Genomic DNA, 19,365 nt, shown 5'->3' on the forward strand with positions numbered 1-19,365 from the left:
AATATTAGGAGGACAATTATGAATGTAGCGAAGGTAGAAGCAGGTGGCGTAGATATTGCTGTTGTGAGCAGCAGCCAAGTATTAATTGGGGATGTGCAGTCAGCGCTGGATTTTATAGCTACCGTACGATATGAAACGGACTGTGACCGTATTATTCTGAACCAATCCAATGTAAGCGACAGCTTTTTCGACTTGAAAACACGCCTGGCTGGCGAGGTCCTGCAGAAGTTCATTAATTATCAAGTGAAGCTTGCGCTGGTTGGTGATTTTTCTGTATATACCAGTCAAAGCCTTAAAGATTTCATTTATGAATGTAACCATGGGAATGACTTCTTATTCATGCCAACCGAACAACAAGCGATTGAAAAGTTAAGCATGCTGAAGTAAAAGATAGACCGGGCAAAAGAAGCTAGAGGTTGTGGAGCAACCTGCCGCCGCCGCAGTCACCCTACATTTTCCATTGACGATCTTGGGTTTCGTGTTGCTAGATCCCAATAAAAAGGCGGGAACCCCCCCTAGAAATAAATCGGATCAACCATAGTGTCTCCAATTATATGCTAGAGGGTGTCCCCGCTCAATGGATTATAATGCAAATTACATATTGACGGCTTTGAGGTACAACGTGTTGGTCTTCTTGTCTAGTTCAAATTCCATATAGACACTGAAACTAGAGATGAAGAATCCGGGCAAGTCAACTTCATAGACCAAAGTAGTATAAGTAGCCCCTTTATCAGAATATGTCTTGTCTAACGTTACACCGTCGACAGTTGCATTTTTTAGAATAGCCGCATATTTCGTAAGAATATCTTTTTCATTGACTTTGACAAAGGCTTGGACAGTTTTGGCGAAGTTTTCCTTCGCTCTTTTTTTGTAGCCCATGTCATAGTCATTTAAGTCATCGATCACATATTTATCCACCAGGGCATCGTAATCGGCAGTTGAACCGGAGCTAACGGCCTTGCCGTAGGATTGGATAAATGCCAATCCTACGGATTTGTATTTGTCACCTGAGGCATTGAGATCATGATTCGCAGGCAATGTAATCAAACCAGCCGGTGTGCTGGCCGTCTGAGTTGCAGGTGCACTGGCTGCCGGAGCGCTAGCTGCCGGAGCACTGGCTGCTGGAGCACTCGCTGATGGTGTGCTAGGAGCAGCATCATTATAAGGGATACCGGCATTGGCGCCACCAGTAGTTGAAATGACAACGGTGTTGCTGCCGCTGTTCCAGAGGACTTCCGCATTCAGCGCTTCACCGACGGCTTTAGCCGGAAGATAAGTAGATCCGTTGTAGACCAGAGGGGAGATTTTGTTTCCGCTGGCATCTTTAGGCGTCCAGGAAGCTCCATCTACAGTAAACTTAATTGTGCTATTCAGGTAAGCTTTGACTAAAGAAATCCCGTCAGCAGCATAGACACCGACAGCCCCGAATAACAATCCGCTTGCCAGAATGGTAGAAACGAATGCTTTTTTTGAAATGTGCATAAATATTAAATCCTCCTAATTCATTGCTTGGTTTATTTTAACTATGTACTTTAAATGAGGTTTAATTTTCCTCTCTTTTTAATTTATAGTACCTTATTCTTATCGTCAACTTTAATGTTATTATCAAGGAAAAATAGAGAGAGTTTTGGAGCTTACACCATAAAACACCATCGAACGCCAAATTTGTCCACAAATTGGACCATACATGGACTAAAAAATACCGGACCTATGGGCGTAATTGTGGTGCTTCCATCCTTCATGATCTGATAGGCCTCCCGCAGAACTGTTTCGTTATCAAAGGTAGCGACCAGCTCTAAGATAGAATCGGATGAATGTTCTTTGTTGCCGCCGTAGTCGCTGAACATAACCCTTTGGCCGAGAATATGCATTTCCGCGTGAATGACAAATTTCTGGGGCTCCTTGTCGGGATCATACATTATGGAATCTGTAGTGGCGTTAAAAGCCTTTTGATAAAGTTCGATAGCTTTGCAGCAATCACCATTCAGATATAATTGTGGATTTAGCATACATTCTCTCCTTTAAGGGATTTATACTAAACGGGTAATAGTTTGAAGAAAGCTGATGCCAGTTTATCCGGTGATAATAAGTTATATTTTACCACCCGTCAATGAACTAATTATCGTTTTCTGATACCTGTGTTGCGGGGGAATCGGCTATCGCGGAGCCATCCGTTTTGAGCTGACCCTGGAAATGTGGGATAATAAGTTACAATGATTGGAGAGGTGAGAATTTAGATGACCTATTCGTTCGCAATTGGACCTATAGAGCTGCAGGAATTTGACAGTGAAGATGAATTGATAAACAAATGCAAGGAATGGAATCTCTTGTCGAATACAGCAACACGGGTGAAGACCTACCAGTACAAGAGAAACGGTATCACGCTGCCTTGTGAAATTGTGGGGTACGTCGATAGTATGACTGTAGTGATACAGTTTGAGAATAAGCAGCAGCATTGCATTCACCCTGCTTATTTAAAAGAGATGCAGACCTCCGGTTTTGGACAAAAATCAGCAGCAGCTGCTGAAGTCGAGGTGACCGATGGAGCGGATGAAGCTGGCAATGAAGCGGTAAGTGAAGAAACCGTAATTGAACCAGCGACAATCGAACCAACATCACTTCCGCCGGCTGCCGGTGTGAAGACTGAGGAAAAACCGCAGGAACCCTTGAAGAAACAGGAGAAAGCGAAAAAGAAAGCAGCGCTTGAACTGCCTGAAGAGAAACTGCAAATGTCCGCTACAGTCAAAGAGTTTACCACCGTGCCCAACCACTTTTCAGATAATGATGATGAAGTCATCATCTATGATGAGGTAGCTATAGAAGGCCACGAGTTAGAGTTTGGGGAAGTTTGGTCCAGCCACAGCGCTACATTGAAGAAACTTGAACTTGCGGTCGGGGATAAAGTTTCGTTTGAAGCAAAGGTGGTTGCCAAGAAGCTCACCCAGCATCCTGTAAAGTATAAGATCAACAACCCTTCGAAACTGAAGAAAATAACAGAATAAACAGGACCTTTAGAAGCAGGAGGACGGGGACGCTTATAAGTGACAAATTTCAAAACACGTCTGCTCTTAATCGGTACAGATAGTCTCCCAAGCTGCTGAATGGTATGATAGGAAGTGGGGTGAATTGGACAATGAATAATGAGACAACGAATGAACCAACAAACGAGGAAGTAGAAGGCAATCAAGAGAATATGTCTGCCGAGAATTGGTCCGAGCTTCTGAACGCTGTTCATCATAACGGCCTCGTAGCTTTGAAAATGAGCTTTAATGAAGTGGAAGGACAAGTGTCGCAGCTGGAGGCCTACGGTGCGGTGTTTGTGTACCGTGTTAAGGATGCGTCGAACAATGACTATTTCTGCGGGTTTTTCCTTCGCGAGCTGATCGCAAGATTTCAGTCGGGTAATGATCCTGCGATCTGGATGGCTTCTTTCTTCCACGAGCTGATGAAGACTCCAGGAGGCAAGGATCTTCCCAAACCGCCTGCAAACGAGGAAGAAGCAAAAGCGGTTATCGACAACGTGTTGGTTCCGCAATGCATCGAAGCTATTCGTGAAGAATTTGCTCCTGAGCAAATCCATGCGGGGCTTGCCTTGAACCCGGAGCATGGCCCGGTCCTGGAAGCCGGATTCCCGGCCATTACTGATGGCCCTAACGTTTGCGCGATTCCGCTACATTTCTTGCTAACCCATTTGCAGCTGAACCGTGATCCGTCCGAGCTGCTGATTACAGGCATGTACAATATCCGTAAAGAGCATGGATTGGACTAAAATGTGAAAAGCATGAAACCATACAAAAGCAACCCTGCCACCAGGCAGGGTTGCTTTTGTATTTTACAGTACATACTTCAGAGCTTGTAGCGGGACCGAGAAGAGCGTAGTTGCCGCAGAGGCAATTGGCTGACTATAAAATATAAGGTCAGTCCAATTAAGACTGCATAGTACGGTATGAAGTAATACAAGCTGTATTCATTCACGTAGCTGGTCAGGAATAAAAAGTGCAGGCTTGTTAAGAACATGTAATCTCCAGTCATTCTTAGATGGTAATAAGGATAAGCCATCAGGAAGAAGCTGAATACATAAAAGCATAAGATCAGAAAGGTGCTGAGCGTTCTGCGGATCAGGAAACTGACTAGCAATAAGAGCGATGTCACGATAATGAATAGGGAATACACGATCACCGGCTTTTCCAGTCCATCGTCATAATAATATAAATAGAGCGTTGTCGTATCTTTATTATGATAGAGGATATTGGAGAAATCATGTTCCAGCGAGACGGTGAGATTACCGTAATTATTGGAAGTAAGAAACGCATAAGCAAGGTAAGCGACTGTGAGCAGAGCAACCAACAGATTGATCGGGTAAGGCCGTTTATCTTCTAACTCTGCCATAGGTAACATTATTCAGAGTCTCCCATCCATTTGTTTAATATATGTTGTGAATCAATGAATTCATATTACATATATTGGTATATCATTATAATCATTTTAGTGTAGCGAATAAAATCACAAACCATAAGCCCGAACCGCAGCTTGTTCCTGCTCATATGTTGAATGGACGACAGGAGAGGGGAGAACGGCCTTGGGAAAAGCAGCCGATCCATACGGCGTTTCAATCATCGTGTGCACCAACCGCCCGCAATTTTTTGATAATCTATTAGGCAGCTTCAGAAGTCAGCAATACAAAACGAAAGAATTAATCATTATACTTAACAGAAACAGCATGAATCTGAAGCAGTATCAAAGTAAAATACGCGCCTATCCCAATATCTCGGTGTATAAGGTACCGGAAAAAACTTCGCTCGGACAATGTCTAAACTGTGGGATTGCCAAAGCCCGTTTCCCGTATATCGCCAAGTTTGATGATGATGATTACTACTCCCCGTACTATTTGAAGGAGCAGATGAATGCGCTCAAGCGTACCAAAAGTGATATCGTCGGAAAACATGCTTGTCTTGTGTATCTGTCAGGCACCAAACGGCTCATTATCAGATCGCCCAGAGAAAAGAATAAGACTGCGGATTTTGTGCAGGGGGGAACGCTGCTGTTCAGCAGACAAGTGACGAGGCAGGTGCGTTTTTCGGATCGTTCGCTGGGGGAAGATGTTGCTTTTTTACGCAGATGCAGCGCCAAAGGGTATCGTACCTATGCCACATCCCCGTATAACTATGTCTATATGCGCAGAGAAAACAAGGGCAGCCACACGTGGAAAGTGGGAGACCGCTTTTATCTCAAAGGAAGTATACCTGTCGCCGTGACCGACAACTACCGGGCAATCGCAAAACGGAAAGTGTAGAAGTGGAGTTGAGGGGGGACAACCACAGGTGGTTAATCCCCAAGCCTTTCACAAACAATAATGGCATCAGTATTCGGAGGCTCTTCTTGCCCGGATAAATAAAAATTGCGGTTTGCGCAGCAGCTTCTCATATGACTGAGGCAGCGCTTGTTTGAATTCTTCCGTCGGCATAGGCTCCAGCAGCTCTTCGAGTATAAAGTCAGCGTGAAGTACAGCGGACATAATCGCATTTAGAGGCCGTCTGTAGAACTGAACCTTCACTTTGACGTGATTGACATCCCAATCATCTTCCAGAAGTTCAGTCAGGAAGTAATTCTCCCGTTGAAATACAGTAAAATCCATAAACGGATGATGAACGGAAAAAACGAGTAACCCGCCCGGTTTCAGGATTCTATGGAATTCACGCATAACGAGTGTCCCGTCTTTCAGATAATGCAACGCCAACGAGGAAATCACCAGGTCAGTGGAGTCATCCCCGATAAAATAAAGGGGCTCATTCAGGTCCGCACAGACAAGCTTGGCCCGGTCGCCAACTCTTCTCCGGGTCATTTCGATCATTTTGGGGCTGAAATCGAGCGCGGTAACGGAAGCACCTTTGCCAAGTAGCCAATCACTATACCAGCCAGCCGCGCATCCTGCATCCACTACGCTTTTGCCCTCCACATCCGGCAGCAGGGATAAGGTAGCTGGCCGTTCATAGTAAGCATTATAAGGTTTTTTGTCCACATAGCTGAGATAGTATTCTGCCATTTCTTCATATGAATCCAGCGAAACCGACTCCTTGTGCATTCTGCTCTCCCCCTTTTCCCAATTAACCTTCCTCTAGCAGCCTTTGAAGTTCTTCTTCGTCACAGCCCGATACCAGCAGCTCTAGATGTTGAAACAGCTTGTGCTCATCCCAGTTCCACCACTGCACTTTGGACAGCAGCCCGATCAGCTTATCACTGAAGCGTTGTCTAATTAAACGGGCGGGATTACCGCCGACAATGGAATAAGGCTCTACATTTTTTGTTACGGTTGAATTGGAAGCGATAATGGCGCCGTCCCCAATCGTGATCCCCGGCATAATTGTAACCTGCTGGCCGATCCAGACATCGTTGCCAATTACGGTATTCCCTTTAAAAGGAAGCTGTTCAAGCGTAGGTGTCACCTTTTCCCAGCCGCCGCCAAAAATATTAAAGGGATAGCTTGTCAGTCCATCCATGCGGTGATTGGCACCGTTCATAATGAACGTAACACCTTCTGCAATGGCGCAGAATTTGCCAATGATCAGTTTGTCGCCCAAAAATTCATAATGGTGCAGAATGTGTTCGTAGAAATGCTCCGGGTTGTCGCTATTGTCACTGTAGTAGGTATAGTCACCGATTTCCACATTTGCCCTGGCTGGCAGATTACGGATATAGCATACAGTTTTAATATTCTCATTGGGGTACAGCTTGTTTTTATCCGGCCCGACCATCATGGCTTTCACCTCGCGAGTTATATTTACGGAATATTGAAGCAGGGGAAGCGAAACTCCGCAGTCATTCTATTCTTACTATTTTATGGCAGTCCGTCAAGTTGGAGAGGCTTATACGAAAAAAGCAACTCCTCCAACCCGGTAGGAATTGCTTTTTGTGTTGCAGCTTTATCAGTTACAGTGCTTTATCGTCAATAGAATTTAACCAGCCTTCAATCTCTCCGATGACAGAGCTGACGCAACCATCCTCGAATGGTGAGATCAGACCGGCAAGCTGGGCCAGCTGGACAAAAGATTGGCTTCCCCCGGCCTCACAGAGGCGCAAATAATCGCTCCAGGCAGATTTGAAATCTTCATTTGAACGTTTCCAGAACTGGAAAGCGCAGAGCTGGGCTAGCGTATAGTCGATATAATAGAATGGTGAGCGGAAGATATGTCCTTGCTTATGCCAGAACCCGCCTTGTTCCAGATAAGCGTTGCCGTCATAATCGCGGTGCGGCAAATATTTCTTCTCAATTGCCCGCCAGGCGTGCTTGCGCTCAAGCGGTGTGGCCTCCGGATTCTCATAGACAAAATGCTGGAATTCATCCACAGAAACACCATAGGGAATGAACTCCAATCCAGACGCCAAATGATTGAAGCGGTATTTGTCGGCATCCTGCTCAAAGAAGAGGTCCATCCACGGCCAGGCAAAAAACTCCATGCTCATTGAGTGAATTTCCGCCGCTTCCGAAGTCGGGAACTCATATTCAGGCAACAGCATATTACGGCTTGAATAGACCTGGAAGGCATGGCCCACTTCATGGGTCAGCACATCAATATCTCCTGCTGTTCCGTTGAAATTGGAGAAAATGAACGGGGCCTGATACTGGCTCAGATAGGTACAGTATCCGCCGAATTGTTTGCCTTTTTTACTTGTCAGATCCATGAGCTCGTTGTTCTGCATAAAAGTGAAAAATTCATCCGTTTCCGGAGAAAGCTCTTTGTACATCTTTGCACCGTTGGCTACAATCCACTCGGGATCGCCTTTGGGTTCAGCATTGCCTGTATTGAAGTTAAAGCCCTCATCGTAATACTTCAGGGCATCCAGACCCAGACGTTCGGCTTGGCGCTGCTTCAGCTTCAGGGAGACGGGAACGATATGCTCCAGCACCTGCTTACGGAAATTGGCGACCATCCCGGCGTTATAGTCGGTTCGCATCATCCGGTCATAACCGAGTTCTACAAAGCTGGCGTAACCCAGCTTCTTGGCTATGCGGGCACGAACCTTAACGAGCTCGTCGTAAATACGGTCGAATTCGGCCTCATGTGCGGCCATAAATTCATTTTTGGCCAGATATGCACGTTTGCGCGTATCGCGGTCTGTTGCCGTTTCAAACGGTGTCAATTGGGACAAGGTGCGTTCTTCCCCATCGAACTGGATCTTGGCGGAAGCGATCACCTGAGAGTATTCGGTGGAGAGCTTGTTCTCCAGCTGCAGATCCTCAATAATTTCCGGGCTGAAAATCCGGAGCGAAATTTCAGCCAGCTGGAGCAGCTGCGGGCCCCATTCCTTCTCAATTTCAGCTCTGAATTTGGAGTTTACGAGCGCTTTGTAGTATTCAGTTATGTATTCCTGGACAATGGGGCTGATCTCATCTACGTAATCCTGTTCTGCCTTGTAGAATTCATCCTCAGTGTTGATGGAATGCCGGATGTAGACGAGGCTTGTCATGGTTTCAAAAGAACTGCGGAGTTTGTTCAGCGCAAGGATTGCGGCCTTTTGTTCCTCCCAGTTATCCGCTTCGAGACCTTTTAACAGCGCTGTGAACTCCAGTTTGAACTTGTTTGCGTCGGGGCGTTCATAAGGGTATTCTGTAAATTTCATGAAACCATCAACATCCTTTCTCTACCATATGAACTATATTATATACGCTGGAGCCTCAGAAAAACAAAAAAATTAATGTTCGGAGATCTTGAATTAATTTGCGTAAAGGAGACAGCCGCACTATCCAAGGTAACCGTCAAAACTCTGCATCACTATCACAAAATCGGCTTGCTGATGCCGTGTGAGATCAGTGAAGCAGGGTACCGTTTGTATGGGACGGAGGAGCTGGAACGTCTGCAGCAGATTATTTTGCAGCGCAAGCGCAGTAGAGTGATTTCCAAACGGACAGCAGAGCTGTACACACCGATATTCCGCCAAGCACGTTTAAGTGTTTGGCGGTTTTTGGTGATAAGGTGCGAAACTATTTTTTTGTCACGGAAATCCAAATGCATCCATGTTATCATCGGTTCAGCAAAGGAGTGCTGATGTTGAAGACGAAGTTGATCCCACCACCAGGAAAGTTAATTCGGGTTAAAGGCAAACAGATGCATATCAGAATAAGTGGGTTACCAGGAGGTAAGACCGTTGTTTTCGATCATGGCTGCGGCTACGGATCTTATTCGGATACATGGTCACTAGTTGAGGAGAAAGTAGCGCCATTTGCACAGACTGTTGTTTACGATCGGGCGGGGTATGGTTGGAGTGAGAAGGGATCCGTTCCTAGAAACAATGAGGAAGCTGTTGAAGACTTGCACGAGCTGCTTCAGGCAGCAGGCGTTCGACAGCCTTTTATCTATGTGGGCCATTCCTATGGTGGTGTAAATGCGCGTCTTTATGCGGAGCGCTATCCGGAAAATCTGGCTGGCATCGTGCTTGTTGATGCGAGTCACGAAGATGAGCTGACAGAGCGGTTCCCAAGAGAACATGTGAAGGGTCAAAAGTCGGGAATATGGATGTTTCGGATGCTGTATTGGTTGACCAGAGCAGGGATTCTGAATTGGCTATTGCAGCGGAACAAGCTGAAGGATTTTGAAGCTCTGTTGAAGCATTTCCCTGAGCCTATAGCGGAACGGATGAGACTAATGACGCCTCAGAGAGCGACAGGGTTGGCAGTATATCAGGAATTCAAAAATTTACAGCTTGGCTATGATGCCGTCAGGAATAAAAGTCTTCCTGCAGGATTGCCCTTACTTGTGCTGAAAAGTGGCAAAGTGGAGCATTTAGAGAAACTGCCGTCAGGTATAGCCGATAAAATAACAAGCTGTTTATTGGATGTAGCTGAAGAAATGTCCCAGTTGTCAGACCAGGGTGAACTGGTCGTTGTGGAAGGCAGCGGACATAATATTCATATCGAACGGCCCGATGCCGTAGCTCAAGGAATCCGTCAAATGCTATAAAACCGTGTTTCCGAACATATGCAACCTGTGGTTGACAGATTGTTAACGTCGCTTGGTAGTCAGGAACATGACGGTTTAATACGATAAGCTTGAGGTGATGATGATGGATTTTGCGGATAAACTGCAAGGCTACAGAAAACAAAGGGGGATGTCCCAAGAAAATTTGGCGGAGGTCATCGGTGTGTCGCGGCAAGCCGTATCTAAGTGGGAATCGGGTCAGTCGTATCCGGAAATGGATAAGATGATTGCCTTAAGCGAGTTCTTTGGTGTAAGTATGGACCATATGGTCAAAGAAGTTTCGGGCAATCAGGAAGCAGTCCCGCCACTCGTTACTGGGAATTTCCACGCTGATGTAACTGCAAAGTATCATTATGAATACAAGAGCAAACGAACGTTGTTCGGGATTCCGCTGGTGCATATTAATGTAGGACGCGGAATTTATGTCGCCAAGGGAGTTCTGGCTATTGGGAATATTGCCGTTGGCGGTTTGTCAGTCGGAATCCTCTCGCTTGGCGGCCTATGCTTCGGCGCACTTGCAGGGGGGATGATCAGTATTGCCGGGCTGGCTCTTGGCTTGTTGTTGGCCATAGGCGGACTGGCCGCAGGAATTATCGCTATAGGAGGGCTTGCCGTTGGAATGTTCGCCATCGGCGGGTTGTCCATCGGAATGTTCTCGCTCGGCGGCTGTGCGATTGCCTCGCGGATCGCCATCGGGGGTTATGCAAGCGGACATATTGCGATCGGCGACGTGGCCAAGGGGGCGTATACGATCCTCGTTGAACAGGAGCATTTCAGCAGCATTCAGGCAGAGCAAGTGAGGGAACTGATCAATCAGGAGTACCCGCGCCTGTGGAAGCCGGTGGCGGAAGGGATTATAGCTATCTTCGAATAGAAACCAGTGTAGCGTCCAGCCGCTGATCACTGACAGGGAACTTTCTAACCAGCTTCCGGAGCGCATGGCTGTGGGGTGTACTCCGGGGGGATTTCTGCAGGAAGACTGGCAACCCTGTTACAATTTGGTATACTGAGCCTATCTATAAAACTTCCTATGCAACCAGAGTTTGACAGATGAAGTATGTTTCGCATAGAGATCTAATGTGTTATGGGGGAAATGGGATTGAAGAAGGCTGTTTTATGTTCAATATTGTTCATGTTTATAATGGGTAGCTTGATTCCCGGGGTGGGAGCAGCTGCGAATTCCGTTTATCCGAGTGATAATGGGCCCCGGCAATCCAGTTATGCTGCACCGTTAGCCAAGCCGGAGTTGAAGTGGGCGGTTCCGTTCACAGGAGAAATTAAGCAGGTGGTTATTGATTCAGCAGGTATTTTGTATGTTCTGTCCGAAGGAGTGCGGGTAGTGAAATTAACGTCACTTCGGGCAAGCGGCGAGATCCTCTGGTCCAAGGAAATAAAGGGCGTAGAGGCGAATGCACTCAACCTGTCCAACGATAAGTTTCTGATCGTATCAAGCTCTCTCGACGGCCGGGAGCTGACGGATTCTTCAAGGCTGAACGACAGAACGGCGATTGTATCCAAATACACTATCGCCGGAGAGCTGCTTTGGGAAAATACATACGAATATGTAATGAGACTCGGCAATATCACCGTAGGCGATGACGGCTATGTGGCGCTTGCGCTATCGTACTTTACTCAAGCAAGCGGATCGAAGAGATATACGGAACATGTGAAGCTGATCGGCATGAATGCGAGTGGTGAAACCAAGTTCAACAACACAATGGTTTCGGACACGGAGACGGTCCCTGTAAATTTCTCTGCTCCTCTAATTGTGAAGGACAACGTATACTTGTCGATATCCAAGGGATTCATGAGACCTTATAGTTCAAGAGCGATGATCGCCGAATTCACGGATGCCCAATTTTTAAAGATCAGCAAGCAGGGAGTATTGTTGTCCAGCACAAAGTATAAAGGCATTAGTCCGTCTGCTCCTGTCTATTACAACAACAATTTCTATGTGAGCGGTGAACCCTATGGCGGGGACAACAACTTGTATATAATCAATACCGCCGGGAAGATCACCAAGACCATCAGCGTAGAAGCGGGCCATATCGGCAACCAGATTCCGGCTTCCATCAGCAAGGATGGGCATATTGTTTTTGCACAGCATGTGTATAGTCCTGCCGGCAAGCTGCTCTGGAGTTTTCAGCCGACTGCCAAAGGCAAGGTCTACCGCTTTTATCCGTATTCCGCACCTGGCCTCACCCTTGACAGCAGCCAGAATATTGTATTTAGCGGCTATGATAGTTTATATGGTAGCAATTACATTAGCTCCATTAATATGAAGACCAAAAAGATCAACTGGAGCTTGCCCATTAACACAGAAGCACGGTCTCCAGTCATCATTGGCAAGGACGGAACAATATATGTTTGGGGAAATAAGTTGTATGCATACGGCAAGAAAGCTTCGTAAGAAAGCTGAACCTTGAACAGTTATTCCAAAACGGCAGAAATCCCGTTTTTTTGTTGCCCGCGTCCCCGGATAAGCACGCCTTTTCCAGCTGGTGAAGGCCGTGGCGCGGGAGGGGTCAATCCCTTGTGCAGTGGGATTTCTGAGCAGGCCAAGCCCGCCCGGCCATGCCCCTGAGCGGGGTAATCCCCTGCATAGGCCATTTCCTAAACAGGTCAATGCCGCCCGGCCATGCCCCTGAGCGGGGTAATCCCCTGCATAGGCCATTTCCTGAACAGGTCAATCCCGCCGAGCTAAGCCTCTAAGTAGGTCAATCCGCGCGCAAGCCAATCCAGCACAGGCCACTCCCGCCCAAACCAAATCCCCCGCGTAGGCTGCGGACTGTATAGCTCTTATTTATGCGTATCTGTTCATTTCAGCGGGTTCGCGGACCGTATAGCCGTTATTATGCTTCAGAATCATGTTTATAGAGGTGATTTGTGCCAATAGCTGCATTCCAGTCCGCAAGGTGGCTTAATGAGGCGGATTCATGTGAATAAGGGCGCCTCGGTCCGCAACATTTCCTCCGCACTCAACCTCTGCCCCCACCACTCTGCCCCCACCGCTCTGCCCGAATCGCTCTGCCCCCAACCACCCTGCTCCCAATCACTCTGCCCTCAATAACTCTTTCTCCAATTACGATGTTCGAGTCGCTATGTGCTTGTCTCGCCTTCAGATGCGGATCGTGCGGATCAGGTCGATGAACAAGCCGATCAGCGGGGAATAGTGGCGGTCGCGATTATAGGAATAGAAGATATGCCGCTGAAAATTGTAGTCCGGAATAGTACGCATCATTAATTTTCCCCTCGCCACCTCATCCTCCACGGCAAGCCGTGAAATAAAAGACACATGTCTGCCGCCCATAAGCGATTGCTTGATCGCCTCCAGTGAATCGAGCAGGATATGGGCTCTTGGCGTTACGCCGGACCGTTCAAACCATTTGTTGGTCAATTGGCGTGTGCTCGATTCCATATCATGCAGAATAAAATGGGCAGACGCGATCTCGGACGGACTAAGCCTGGTCTGAGCCGCAAATTCATGAGTGGGGGCGAACACCAGTACAAGCTCATCTTCGCATAAGGATTGGCTGTGCAGAGTGGGTACATAAAAGGATTCGGTGGACAATATGCCCAGATCAATTTCATGATTCACCAGCATCTCTTTAATTACAGGGGAGGGCTTAACCGATAACGAAATCGTTGTTCCCGGATGCTGCTCTCCGAACTGGCCCAGGATTTGGGGGAGAATATACGTGGCCGGCACATAACTTGCGCCGATTTTGAGCGTGCCGCGGCCTGCATTATTGAACTCCTTCACTACCCGCTCGGCCTCTGCGGCCAGTGCATTGATTTTGACGGCATAATGAAGAAACGCCTTGCCGCTTTCCGTCAGGATCATTTTATCCATTCTCGACTCAAAAAGCTTCTCCCCGAGCTGCTGCTCCAAATTCTTCAAATGATAAGTCACTGTAGGCTGCTTCAGTCCAAGTTCTTCGGCTACTGTCGTGATTTTCCTGTGTTTATGGAGCAGTTCTACGATCTGCAGCTTAATCAAATTCAGGTTCATTACTATTCACTCCCTCGTCTGCTAGCTAAACGATAACATAGAAAAATTCTATGAATGTTAAAATAAATCGGTGAAAAAGTTAATATCGGCGTTACACCCGGCAAATATTGCGGGAATTGTTTGCCTATAAACTAAGGACATGTTCATAGCAACCTTACTTTAGTGCAGTCATTATCTTTTTATAAGTTAAGAACAGGCAGGTACATGAGAATGAAGCAGCTTATCATTAGCGGACTGGAAAAGAAATTCGGTGACGTGCATGCCCTGAAGCCTGCCGATCTGACCATTGCGGCAGGAAGCTTTACCACGTTGCTTGGGCCTTCGGGCTGCGGTAAAACCACCTTGCTTCGTCTGCTTGCAGGACTGGAAACACCGGATGCCGGAGAAATTGTGGCTGACGGGGAACTTATTTTCTCCAGCAGCCGGAAGATCAGCCAGCCGATTCACCGCCGGAATTTCGGCATGGTCTTTCAAGATTTTGCGCTTTGGCCGCATCTGAGTGTCTTTGAGAATGTAGCGTTTGGGCTGCGGGCATCGCGGCAGAAGAAGGAGCTGCGCAGCCGGGTGCAGGAAGCGCTACGCAGCGTAAGACTGGAAGGACTGGAGCTGCGGTTTCCCCATCAGCTGTCCGGCGGTCAGCAGCAGCGGGTCGCTTTTGCCAGAGCGGTGGTGACCCGGCCCAGGCTGGTGTTGTTCGATGAACCACTCAGTGCGCTGGATGCCGTCCTCCGGGATGAGATGCGGCTGGAGCTGCTCTCACTGGTGAAGGACATGGGCATCACCGCACTGTACGTGACACATGACCAGACCGAAGCGATGTCCATGTCGGATGAGGTGGTTGTCATGCATGGCGGAAGCATCCTGCAGACTGGTGCCCCCGAGGAAATTTACAAGAAGCCGGCTGAGCCCTTTGTGGCCCGCTTTATCGGCAGGTCAAACTGGATTGTCCCCGGGAAGCAAATGCTTCGGCCGGAGCAACTACGCTGGATCGACAGGGAGGGAACCTCTCAGGCATTTACCGGAATCATCCGGCATGTCAGCTATATGGGTGACCGCTATGAGGTCATTCTGGAGATGCAGGGAATGGGCACCTGGACGGCTTATCATTCACACCGTTTAACGGTGGGTGAGAGCATTCAGGTCTACGCCTCACAGGAGCACATTCACCATCTGAACTAATCACAATTATTATTAGGAGGTCTTCCCTTGAATTTCATTAAAAAAAGCAAACTAGGTTCCGTTCTTTTGACTGCCGTACTAAGCATCAGCCTGGCTGGCTGCGGTTCCTCCAATACACCTGAGGCTAACGCTAAAGCGAACGACAGCAAGACCAAAAACAATAATACTTCTTCTGCTACTGAACAAGCCTCACCACCGGCAGAGAATACGCTTAGCGGCAGTCTTGTGGTATACAGCGCTGGACCTGAGGGACTGGCGAATAAAATAAAAGTAGGGTTCGAAGCGAAGACCGGAGTCAAAGTGGAAATGTTCCAGGGCACCACAGGCAAGATTCTTGCTCGGATGGAGGCGGAGAAATCCAACCCGGTGGTCGATGTGGTGGTTCTTGCCTCCCTGCCTTCCATGCAGGGCATGAAAAACGACGGATTATTGCTTCCTTATCAAGAAGCGGTGAATGCCGGCAAACTTGTCAGTGACTGGTCGGATGCGGAAGGGAATTACTTCAGCTACAGTGCGTCCGCACTGGGAATTGTCTATAACACCAAGAAAGTAACCACACCGCCGGCTTCCTGGTCTGACCTGGGCCAGCCGGAATGGAAGGGCCTGGTCAACATCCCCGATCCTTCGCTCTCCGGCTCGGCACTGGATTTCATGACCGGTTACCTGAGTGCTCAGGGAGACAGCGGCTGGGATCTGTTCAAGCAATATAAGGCAAATGGGGTGGCGATGGCAGGCGCGAATCAGGAAGCACTGGATCCGGTAATTACCGGTGCCAAATCCGTGGTTGCCGCAGGAGTTGATTATATGGCCTACAAAGCCAAAGCGGATGGAGAACCGGTGGATATCGTGTATCCGGCTGAAGGCACAGTGATCAGCCCGCGTCCGGCGGCCATTATTAAGACGAGTGCAAATGTGGACAACGCCAAAGCATTTATTAATTATCTGCTTTCCGATGAAGCCCAGGCACTCGTAGCCAAGGCGTACCTGCTGCCGGGAAGAAGCGATGTGAAGGCGGAGAACCGCGCCAATCTGGATGGGATCAAAACCTTTGACGTGAAATGGGATTGGATGAACGAACATGGCGATGAAGTGTCCACAACATTCACGGATCTGTTCAAATAAGCGGAATGAAAATTAACGCTTTACGCTCATTTAAGTGGGTGAGCAGCAGCCTTGCTTTGTGTATACTGGTTATTCTGGTGCTGCTGCCGCTGCTTCTGATCTTCTGGACTAGCATTTATTCTGGTCAAAAACTCGATATCACCGCACCGCTCAGGACCATTACCGGAAACAGCGGGCTAATGAAGGTGCTGCTGAATTCTCTGGGTCTTGGAGCAAGCGTAGTCGCCTTGACTACAGTGTTCGCCTTGCCGCTGGCCTGGATTATGGCCAAGAGTGACATCGGGCGCCACGCCTGGCTGGATGTTGTCCTGCTGATTCCGTTCATGACACCGCCTTACATCGGTTCCATGGGGTGGATGTTATTTATGCAAACCGGTGGCTATATGGAGCAGGTTCTTCCGTCTTCTGCAGCGCTGACCCCTTATTTCTTCAGCTATGGGGGGATGGTGCTGATTATGAGCCTGCATCTGTTTCCTTTCCTCTATCTGCTGCTGCGCAATGCACTGCTGCAGATCGGGGGCGGGTTGGAGGAGGCGGCTTCGGTTCATGGCGCTCCATTCTTTTACAAGGTTAGAAGAGTTATTGTACCCTTGCTGTTATCGAGCTACGGGCTTGGTGTGCTGCTGATCTTTGTTAAGACAATTGCCGAATTCGGGACACCTGCGACCTTCGGGCGCAAAATCGGGTTTTATGTTCTGACCTCGGAAATTCACAAATATATTTCCAGCTGGCCGATTGATTTCGGCAAAGCGACTTCACTGGCCAGCCTGCTGCTCGGAGTCTGCCTGATCCTCTGGTATATCCAGACGATCATCAGCAGCCGCTATTCTTACCGCCTGGTGGGCGGGAAAGGGATACGCAGCAAGCATTACGCCGCAAAGGGAGCCTTGGGCTTCTTCAGCTGGGGGTATATTGTGCTGCTGCTGCTCGCTTCCGTCGGAGTCCCGTATTTCTCCATTATTACCGCATCATTATTGAAGCTGCGCGGGGAGGGGCTGTCGTGGGGGAATCTGACGTTAAGCCATTATGCTGAGCTGCTCTCTCCAGGCTCACCAGGCCTTCAGGCACTGATCAACAGCTTCAGCCTGGCGATTGTTGCTTCGAGCATCGCAGTAATTCTTGGCACATGGCTCGCGCTGATCATTGGCAAGGGCACAGCATGGCGGCAAAAATGGACCGATCTGTTCAGCCTGCTGCCGAACACAGTTCCGGGCATTGTCCTTGTCGTTGGGCTGATCCTCCTGTGGAATGCCCGTTGGATGCCGGTCCCGCTCTATAACACCTATGGGATGGTCGTGCTAACCTATGTCGTGCTGTTCCTTCCCTACACCGTGCAGTATGTCAAGGCCAGCTACGGGCAGATTGATTCCTCCCTGATGCAGGCGGGGCAGGTATTTGGCGGAAGTAAGGCTTACGTGTTCCGCCGTATCCTGCTGCCGCTCATTCTTCCCGGAATGGCGGCTGGCTGGATGATGACCTTCACCATTTCCGGCCGTGAATTGGTGGCCTCGCTGCTGATTTTGCCGCCGTCGATGCAGACGTCGGCGACTTATATCTTTGCCCAGTTTGAACAGGGCGCAGTGGCGATGGGCATGGCAATGGCCGTAATCTCTGTAGGCGTTACAACTGCATTGCTGCTTGTAATTCAATACTTAAGTCCAGACAGAAAGCGGAGACAACTATGACCAAGCTGACCATATGGGGGGGCGCCGGGGAGCATGGGCGCTCCTCCTACCTTTTACAGGGTAAGGAATCCTGTATTTTGCTCGATTGTGGTGTGAAGAAGGAAGGGAAAGGAGAGTATCCGCTGCTGGATGCCGCGGTTATTCCGCAGCTTCAAGCGGTCTTTCTATCCCATGCCCATGAGGACCATTCGATGGCCCTTCCGCTGCTTTATAAATATGGCTATAAAGGGAAAGTATGGACAACACGCGATACCTTCAGGCAGCTGCCCGGCTATTTCGAGGCGTGGAGCAGATATACGGCCGCTGAGTCAGCCGGGCTGCCTTATGGAGATGAAGACAAGCAGGCGATGGAATTTATGTTTCTGGACGAGCAGGCCGGACCCCGCACCTGGCTGAACGTTGCACCCGGCCTGCGTGTGCAGTGGGGGCGAACCGGACATTTGGCTGGTGCAGTATGGCTTGCCCTGGAATGGGAGGGGAAGACGGTCTACTTCTCCGGTGATTACACCGAGGAGTCGCAGCTGCTGGCTGTGGACCGGCCACAGGCGCTGTTCTTGTCCGGGCCTGAGGCAGGCAGGGAGCAAGGAGAAGCCGATCTGGCCATCATCGACGCCGCCTACGGAGCGGATCCCGCAGAGCAGCAAGTGAAACTGCTGCAGCTGGAGACTGCGGTCCGGGATACTTTAGAAGGCGGCGGCTGTGTGCTGCTGCCCATGCCGCTGCAAGGCCGGGGCCAGGAGCTGCTCATCTGGGCTGCTGAGCGGTTTCCACAAGCGCAGCTTGTGGTGGAGGAAGCTCTGCTGGCTCCGCTCAGAGCGCTGCGAACCCGTTCAGGTTGGCTGAGAGATGAGGCTCCCGGCAGCATTGACCGGCTCCTGAACAGCAGGAACTTGAAAGCAGTCTCTGTTCCTTCCGAACGGAAGGAGGCACTGAGGCAGCGGAAGAATAAGATAATCTTCACGAACGACGCACTGCTCCAGTCTCCTACAGCCCAGTGGTATTACCGGCAGCAGCTTGATGTTCCCGGCAGCCATGTGATTTTTACAGGCCATTTGCCTGAAGGCAGCTTTGGCCGCAACCTGCTTGGGCAGCAAGGCAGCGGCGGCTGTAAGGTTTCACTGATCCGCTACAAGGTGCATCAAGGCCTTCCTGACATCCGCCGGATGCTGCGGGCTGTTCCAAGCCGCCGCACAGTGCTGGTTCATGCCCCTAAGAAGCAGACGGATCAGGTGCTTTCCATCCTGGAGGAAGAAGGATTTACGGGACTGTATTCTCTGCTTCCCGGGGACAGTATCTCCTTCTGATGCACCCGAATACCCTCTTTTAGACAGCAAGCCAGCTCGACATTTGAGCTGGCTTGCTGTCTGTTTGCTGTTATCTACTAAACCCAGCG

The 19,365-nt window shown here is 49.0% G+C and carries 18 protein-coding genes and 2 pseudogenes; 13 read left to right on the forward strand and 7 right to left on the reverse strand.

The window, feature by feature from the left end:
- The first annotated feature begins 18 nt into the window (after positions 1 to 18).
- Both NSS79_RS11250 and NSS79_RS11255 read left to right on the forward strand, forming a co-directional pair.
- Positions 19 to 387, forward strand: a complete 369-nt coding sequence (locus NSS79_RS11250) for a DUF4180 domain-containing protein (protein WP_342439424.1) — start codon at positions 19 to 21, stop codon at positions 385 to 387.
- Positions 388 to 399: 12 nt separating this feature from the next.
- A pseudogene (locus NSS79_RS11255) lies at positions 400 to 498 on the forward strand (formylglycine-generating enzyme family protein); the annotation flags it as partial.
- A 96-nt stretch (positions 499 to 594) separates the two neighbouring features.
- Here NSS79_RS11255 and NSS79_RS11260 read toward each other — a convergent pair.
- On the reverse strand, positions 595 to 1,482 hold the full coding sequence (locus tag NSS79_RS11260; RefSeq protein ID WP_342439425.1) for a stalk domain-containing protein: 888 nt from the start codon (positions 1,480 to 1,482) through the stop codon (positions 595 to 597).
- A 152-nt stretch (positions 1,483 to 1,634) separates the two neighbouring features.
- Positions 1,635 to 2,009: a VOC family protein gene (locus NSS79_RS11265; protein WP_342439426.1), complete on the reverse strand. Its 375-nt coding sequence runs from the start codon at positions 2,007 to 2,009 to the stop codon at positions 1,635 to 1,637.
- Between the two features lie 228 nt (positions 2,010 to 2,237).
- Here NSS79_RS11265 and NSS79_RS11270 point away from each other — a divergent pair, with 228 nt between their 5' ends.
- Both NSS79_RS11270 and NSS79_RS11275 read left to right on the forward strand, forming a co-directional pair.
- Positions 2,238 to 3,002 carry a hypothetical protein gene (locus NSS79_RS11270; protein ID WP_342439427.1) on the forward strand — a complete coding sequence of 255 codons (765 nt, stop codon included), beginning with the start codon at positions 2,238 to 2,240 and terminating at the stop codon, positions 3,000 to 3,002.
- A gap of 131 nt (positions 3,003 to 3,133) precedes the next feature.
- Positions 3,134 to 3,769 (forward strand): hypothetical protein, encoded by a 636-nt coding sequence (locus tag NSS79_RS11275; protein WP_038589222.1) that lies wholly within the window; start codon positions 3,134 to 3,136, stop codon positions 3,767 to 3,769.
- Positions 3,770 to 3,846: 77 nt separating this feature from the next.
- On the opposite strand, the gene NSS79_RS11280 is transcribed toward NSS79_RS11275, so the two are convergent.
- Positions 3,847 to 4,398, reverse strand: a complete 552-nt coding sequence (locus NSS79_RS11280) for a hypothetical protein (protein ID WP_342439428.1) — start codon at positions 4,396 to 4,398, stop codon at positions 3,847 to 3,849.
- Positions 4,399 to 4,579: 181 nt separating this feature from the next.
- Here NSS79_RS11280 and NSS79_RS11285 point away from each other — a divergent pair, with 181 nt between their 5' ends.
- Positions 4,580 to 5,293: a glycosyltransferase family 2 protein gene (locus NSS79_RS11285; protein WP_342439429.1), complete on the forward strand. Its 714-nt coding sequence runs from the start codon at positions 4,580 to 4,582 to the stop codon at positions 5,291 to 5,293.
- Between the two features lie 66 nt (positions 5,294 to 5,359).
- Here NSS79_RS11285 and NSS79_RS11290 read toward each other — a convergent pair whose 3' ends face one another.
- The 3 genes from NSS79_RS11290 to NSS79_RS11300 form a co-directional block, all read right to left on the reverse strand.
- Positions 5,360 to 6,082, reverse strand: coding sequence for a class I SAM-dependent methyltransferase (locus NSS79_RS11290; protein ID WP_342439430.1), 723 nt, complete (start codon positions 6,080 to 6,082; stop codon positions 5,360 to 5,362).
- A 22-nt stretch (positions 6,083 to 6,104) separates the two neighbouring features.
- The gene (locus tag NSS79_RS11295) at positions 6,105 to 6,755 is read right to left on the reverse strand and encodes a Vat family streptogramin A O-acetyltransferase (protein ID WP_342439431.1); all 651 of its coding nucleotides are present in this window, start codon (positions 6,753 to 6,755) and stop codon (positions 6,105 to 6,107) included.
- Between the two features lie 172 nt (positions 6,756 to 6,927).
- Entirely contained in the window at positions 6,928 to 8,619 is a 1,692-nt protein-coding gene (locus tag NSS79_RS11300; protein WP_342439432.1) for a M3 family oligoendopeptidase, read from the reverse strand.
- Between the two features lie 75 nt (positions 8,620 to 8,694).
- On the opposite strand from NSS79_RS11300, the pseudogene NSS79_RS11305 reads away from it, so the two are divergent.
- The 4 genes and pseudogenes from NSS79_RS11305 to NSS79_RS11320 all read left to right on the forward strand — a co-directional run.
- Positions 8,695 to 8,880 (forward strand): annotated as a pseudogene (locus tag NSS79_RS11305) (MerR family DNA-binding transcriptional regulator); the annotation flags it as partial.
- Between the two features lie 164 nt (positions 8,881 to 9,044).
- Positions 9,045 to 9,956: an alpha/beta hydrolase gene (locus tag NSS79_RS11310; RefSeq protein ID WP_342439433.1), complete on the forward strand. Its 912-nt coding sequence runs from the start codon at positions 9,045 to 9,047 to the stop codon at positions 9,954 to 9,956.
- A gap of 103 nt (positions 9,957 to 10,059) precedes the next feature.
- Positions 10,060 to 10,848 carry a helix-turn-helix transcriptional regulator gene (locus tag NSS79_RS11315; RefSeq protein ID WP_342440347.1) on the forward strand — a complete coding sequence of 263 codons (789 nt, stop codon included), beginning with the start codon at positions 10,060 to 10,062 and terminating at the stop codon, positions 10,846 to 10,848.
- Positions 10,849 to 11,073: 225 nt separating this feature from the next.
- On the forward strand, positions 11,074 to 12,384 hold the full coding sequence (locus NSS79_RS11320; protein WP_342439434.1) for a hypothetical protein: 1,311 nt from the start codon (positions 11,074 to 11,076) through the stop codon (positions 12,382 to 12,384).
- A 708-nt stretch (positions 12,385 to 13,092) separates the two neighbouring features.
- Here NSS79_RS11320 and NSS79_RS11325 read toward each other — a convergent pair.
- Complete coding sequence (locus NSS79_RS11325) at positions 13,093 to 13,986, reverse strand: LysR family transcriptional regulator (protein ID WP_076113121.1); 894 nt, start codon at positions 13,984 to 13,986, stop codon at positions 13,093 to 13,095.
- Between the two features lie 210 nt (positions 13,987 to 14,196).
- On the opposite strand from NSS79_RS11325, the gene NSS79_RS11330 reads away from it, so the two are divergent.
- The 4 genes from NSS79_RS11330 to NSS79_RS11345 are packed head-to-tail and all read left to right on the forward strand — an operon-like array spanning position 14,197 to position 19,276.
- Complete coding sequence (locus tag NSS79_RS11330; protein WP_038589253.1) at positions 14,197 to 15,165, forward strand: ABC transporter ATP-binding protein; 969 nt, start codon at positions 14,197 to 14,199, stop codon at positions 15,163 to 15,165.
- Positions 15,166 to 15,192: 27 nt separating this feature from the next.
- Entirely contained in the window at positions 15,193 to 16,287 is a 1,095-nt protein-coding gene (locus tag NSS79_RS11335; RefSeq protein ID WP_340899336.1) for an ABC transporter substrate-binding protein, read from the forward strand.
- 5 nt (positions 16,288 to 16,292) lie between these two features.
- The gene (locus NSS79_RS11340) at positions 16,293 to 17,972 is read left to right on the forward strand and encodes an iron ABC transporter permease (protein WP_076113123.1); all 1,680 of its coding nucleotides are present in this window, start codon (positions 16,293 to 16,295) and stop codon (positions 17,970 to 17,972) included.
- Positions 17,969 to 19,276 (forward strand): MBL fold metallo-hydrolase, encoded by a 1,308-nt coding sequence (locus tag NSS79_RS11345; RefSeq protein WP_076113124.1) that lies wholly within the window; start codon positions 17,969 to 17,971, stop codon positions 19,274 to 19,276. The genes NSS79_RS11340 and NSS79_RS11345 overlap by 4 nt, the downstream gene beginning before the upstream one ends.
- The last annotated feature ends 89 nt before the right edge of the window (positions 19,277 to 19,365 follow it).

The organism is Paenibacillus sp. FSL L8-0436 (assembly GCF_038593025.1).
Lineage (GTDB): Bacteria > Bacillota > Bacilli > Paenibacillales > Paenibacillaceae > Paenibacillus_AQ.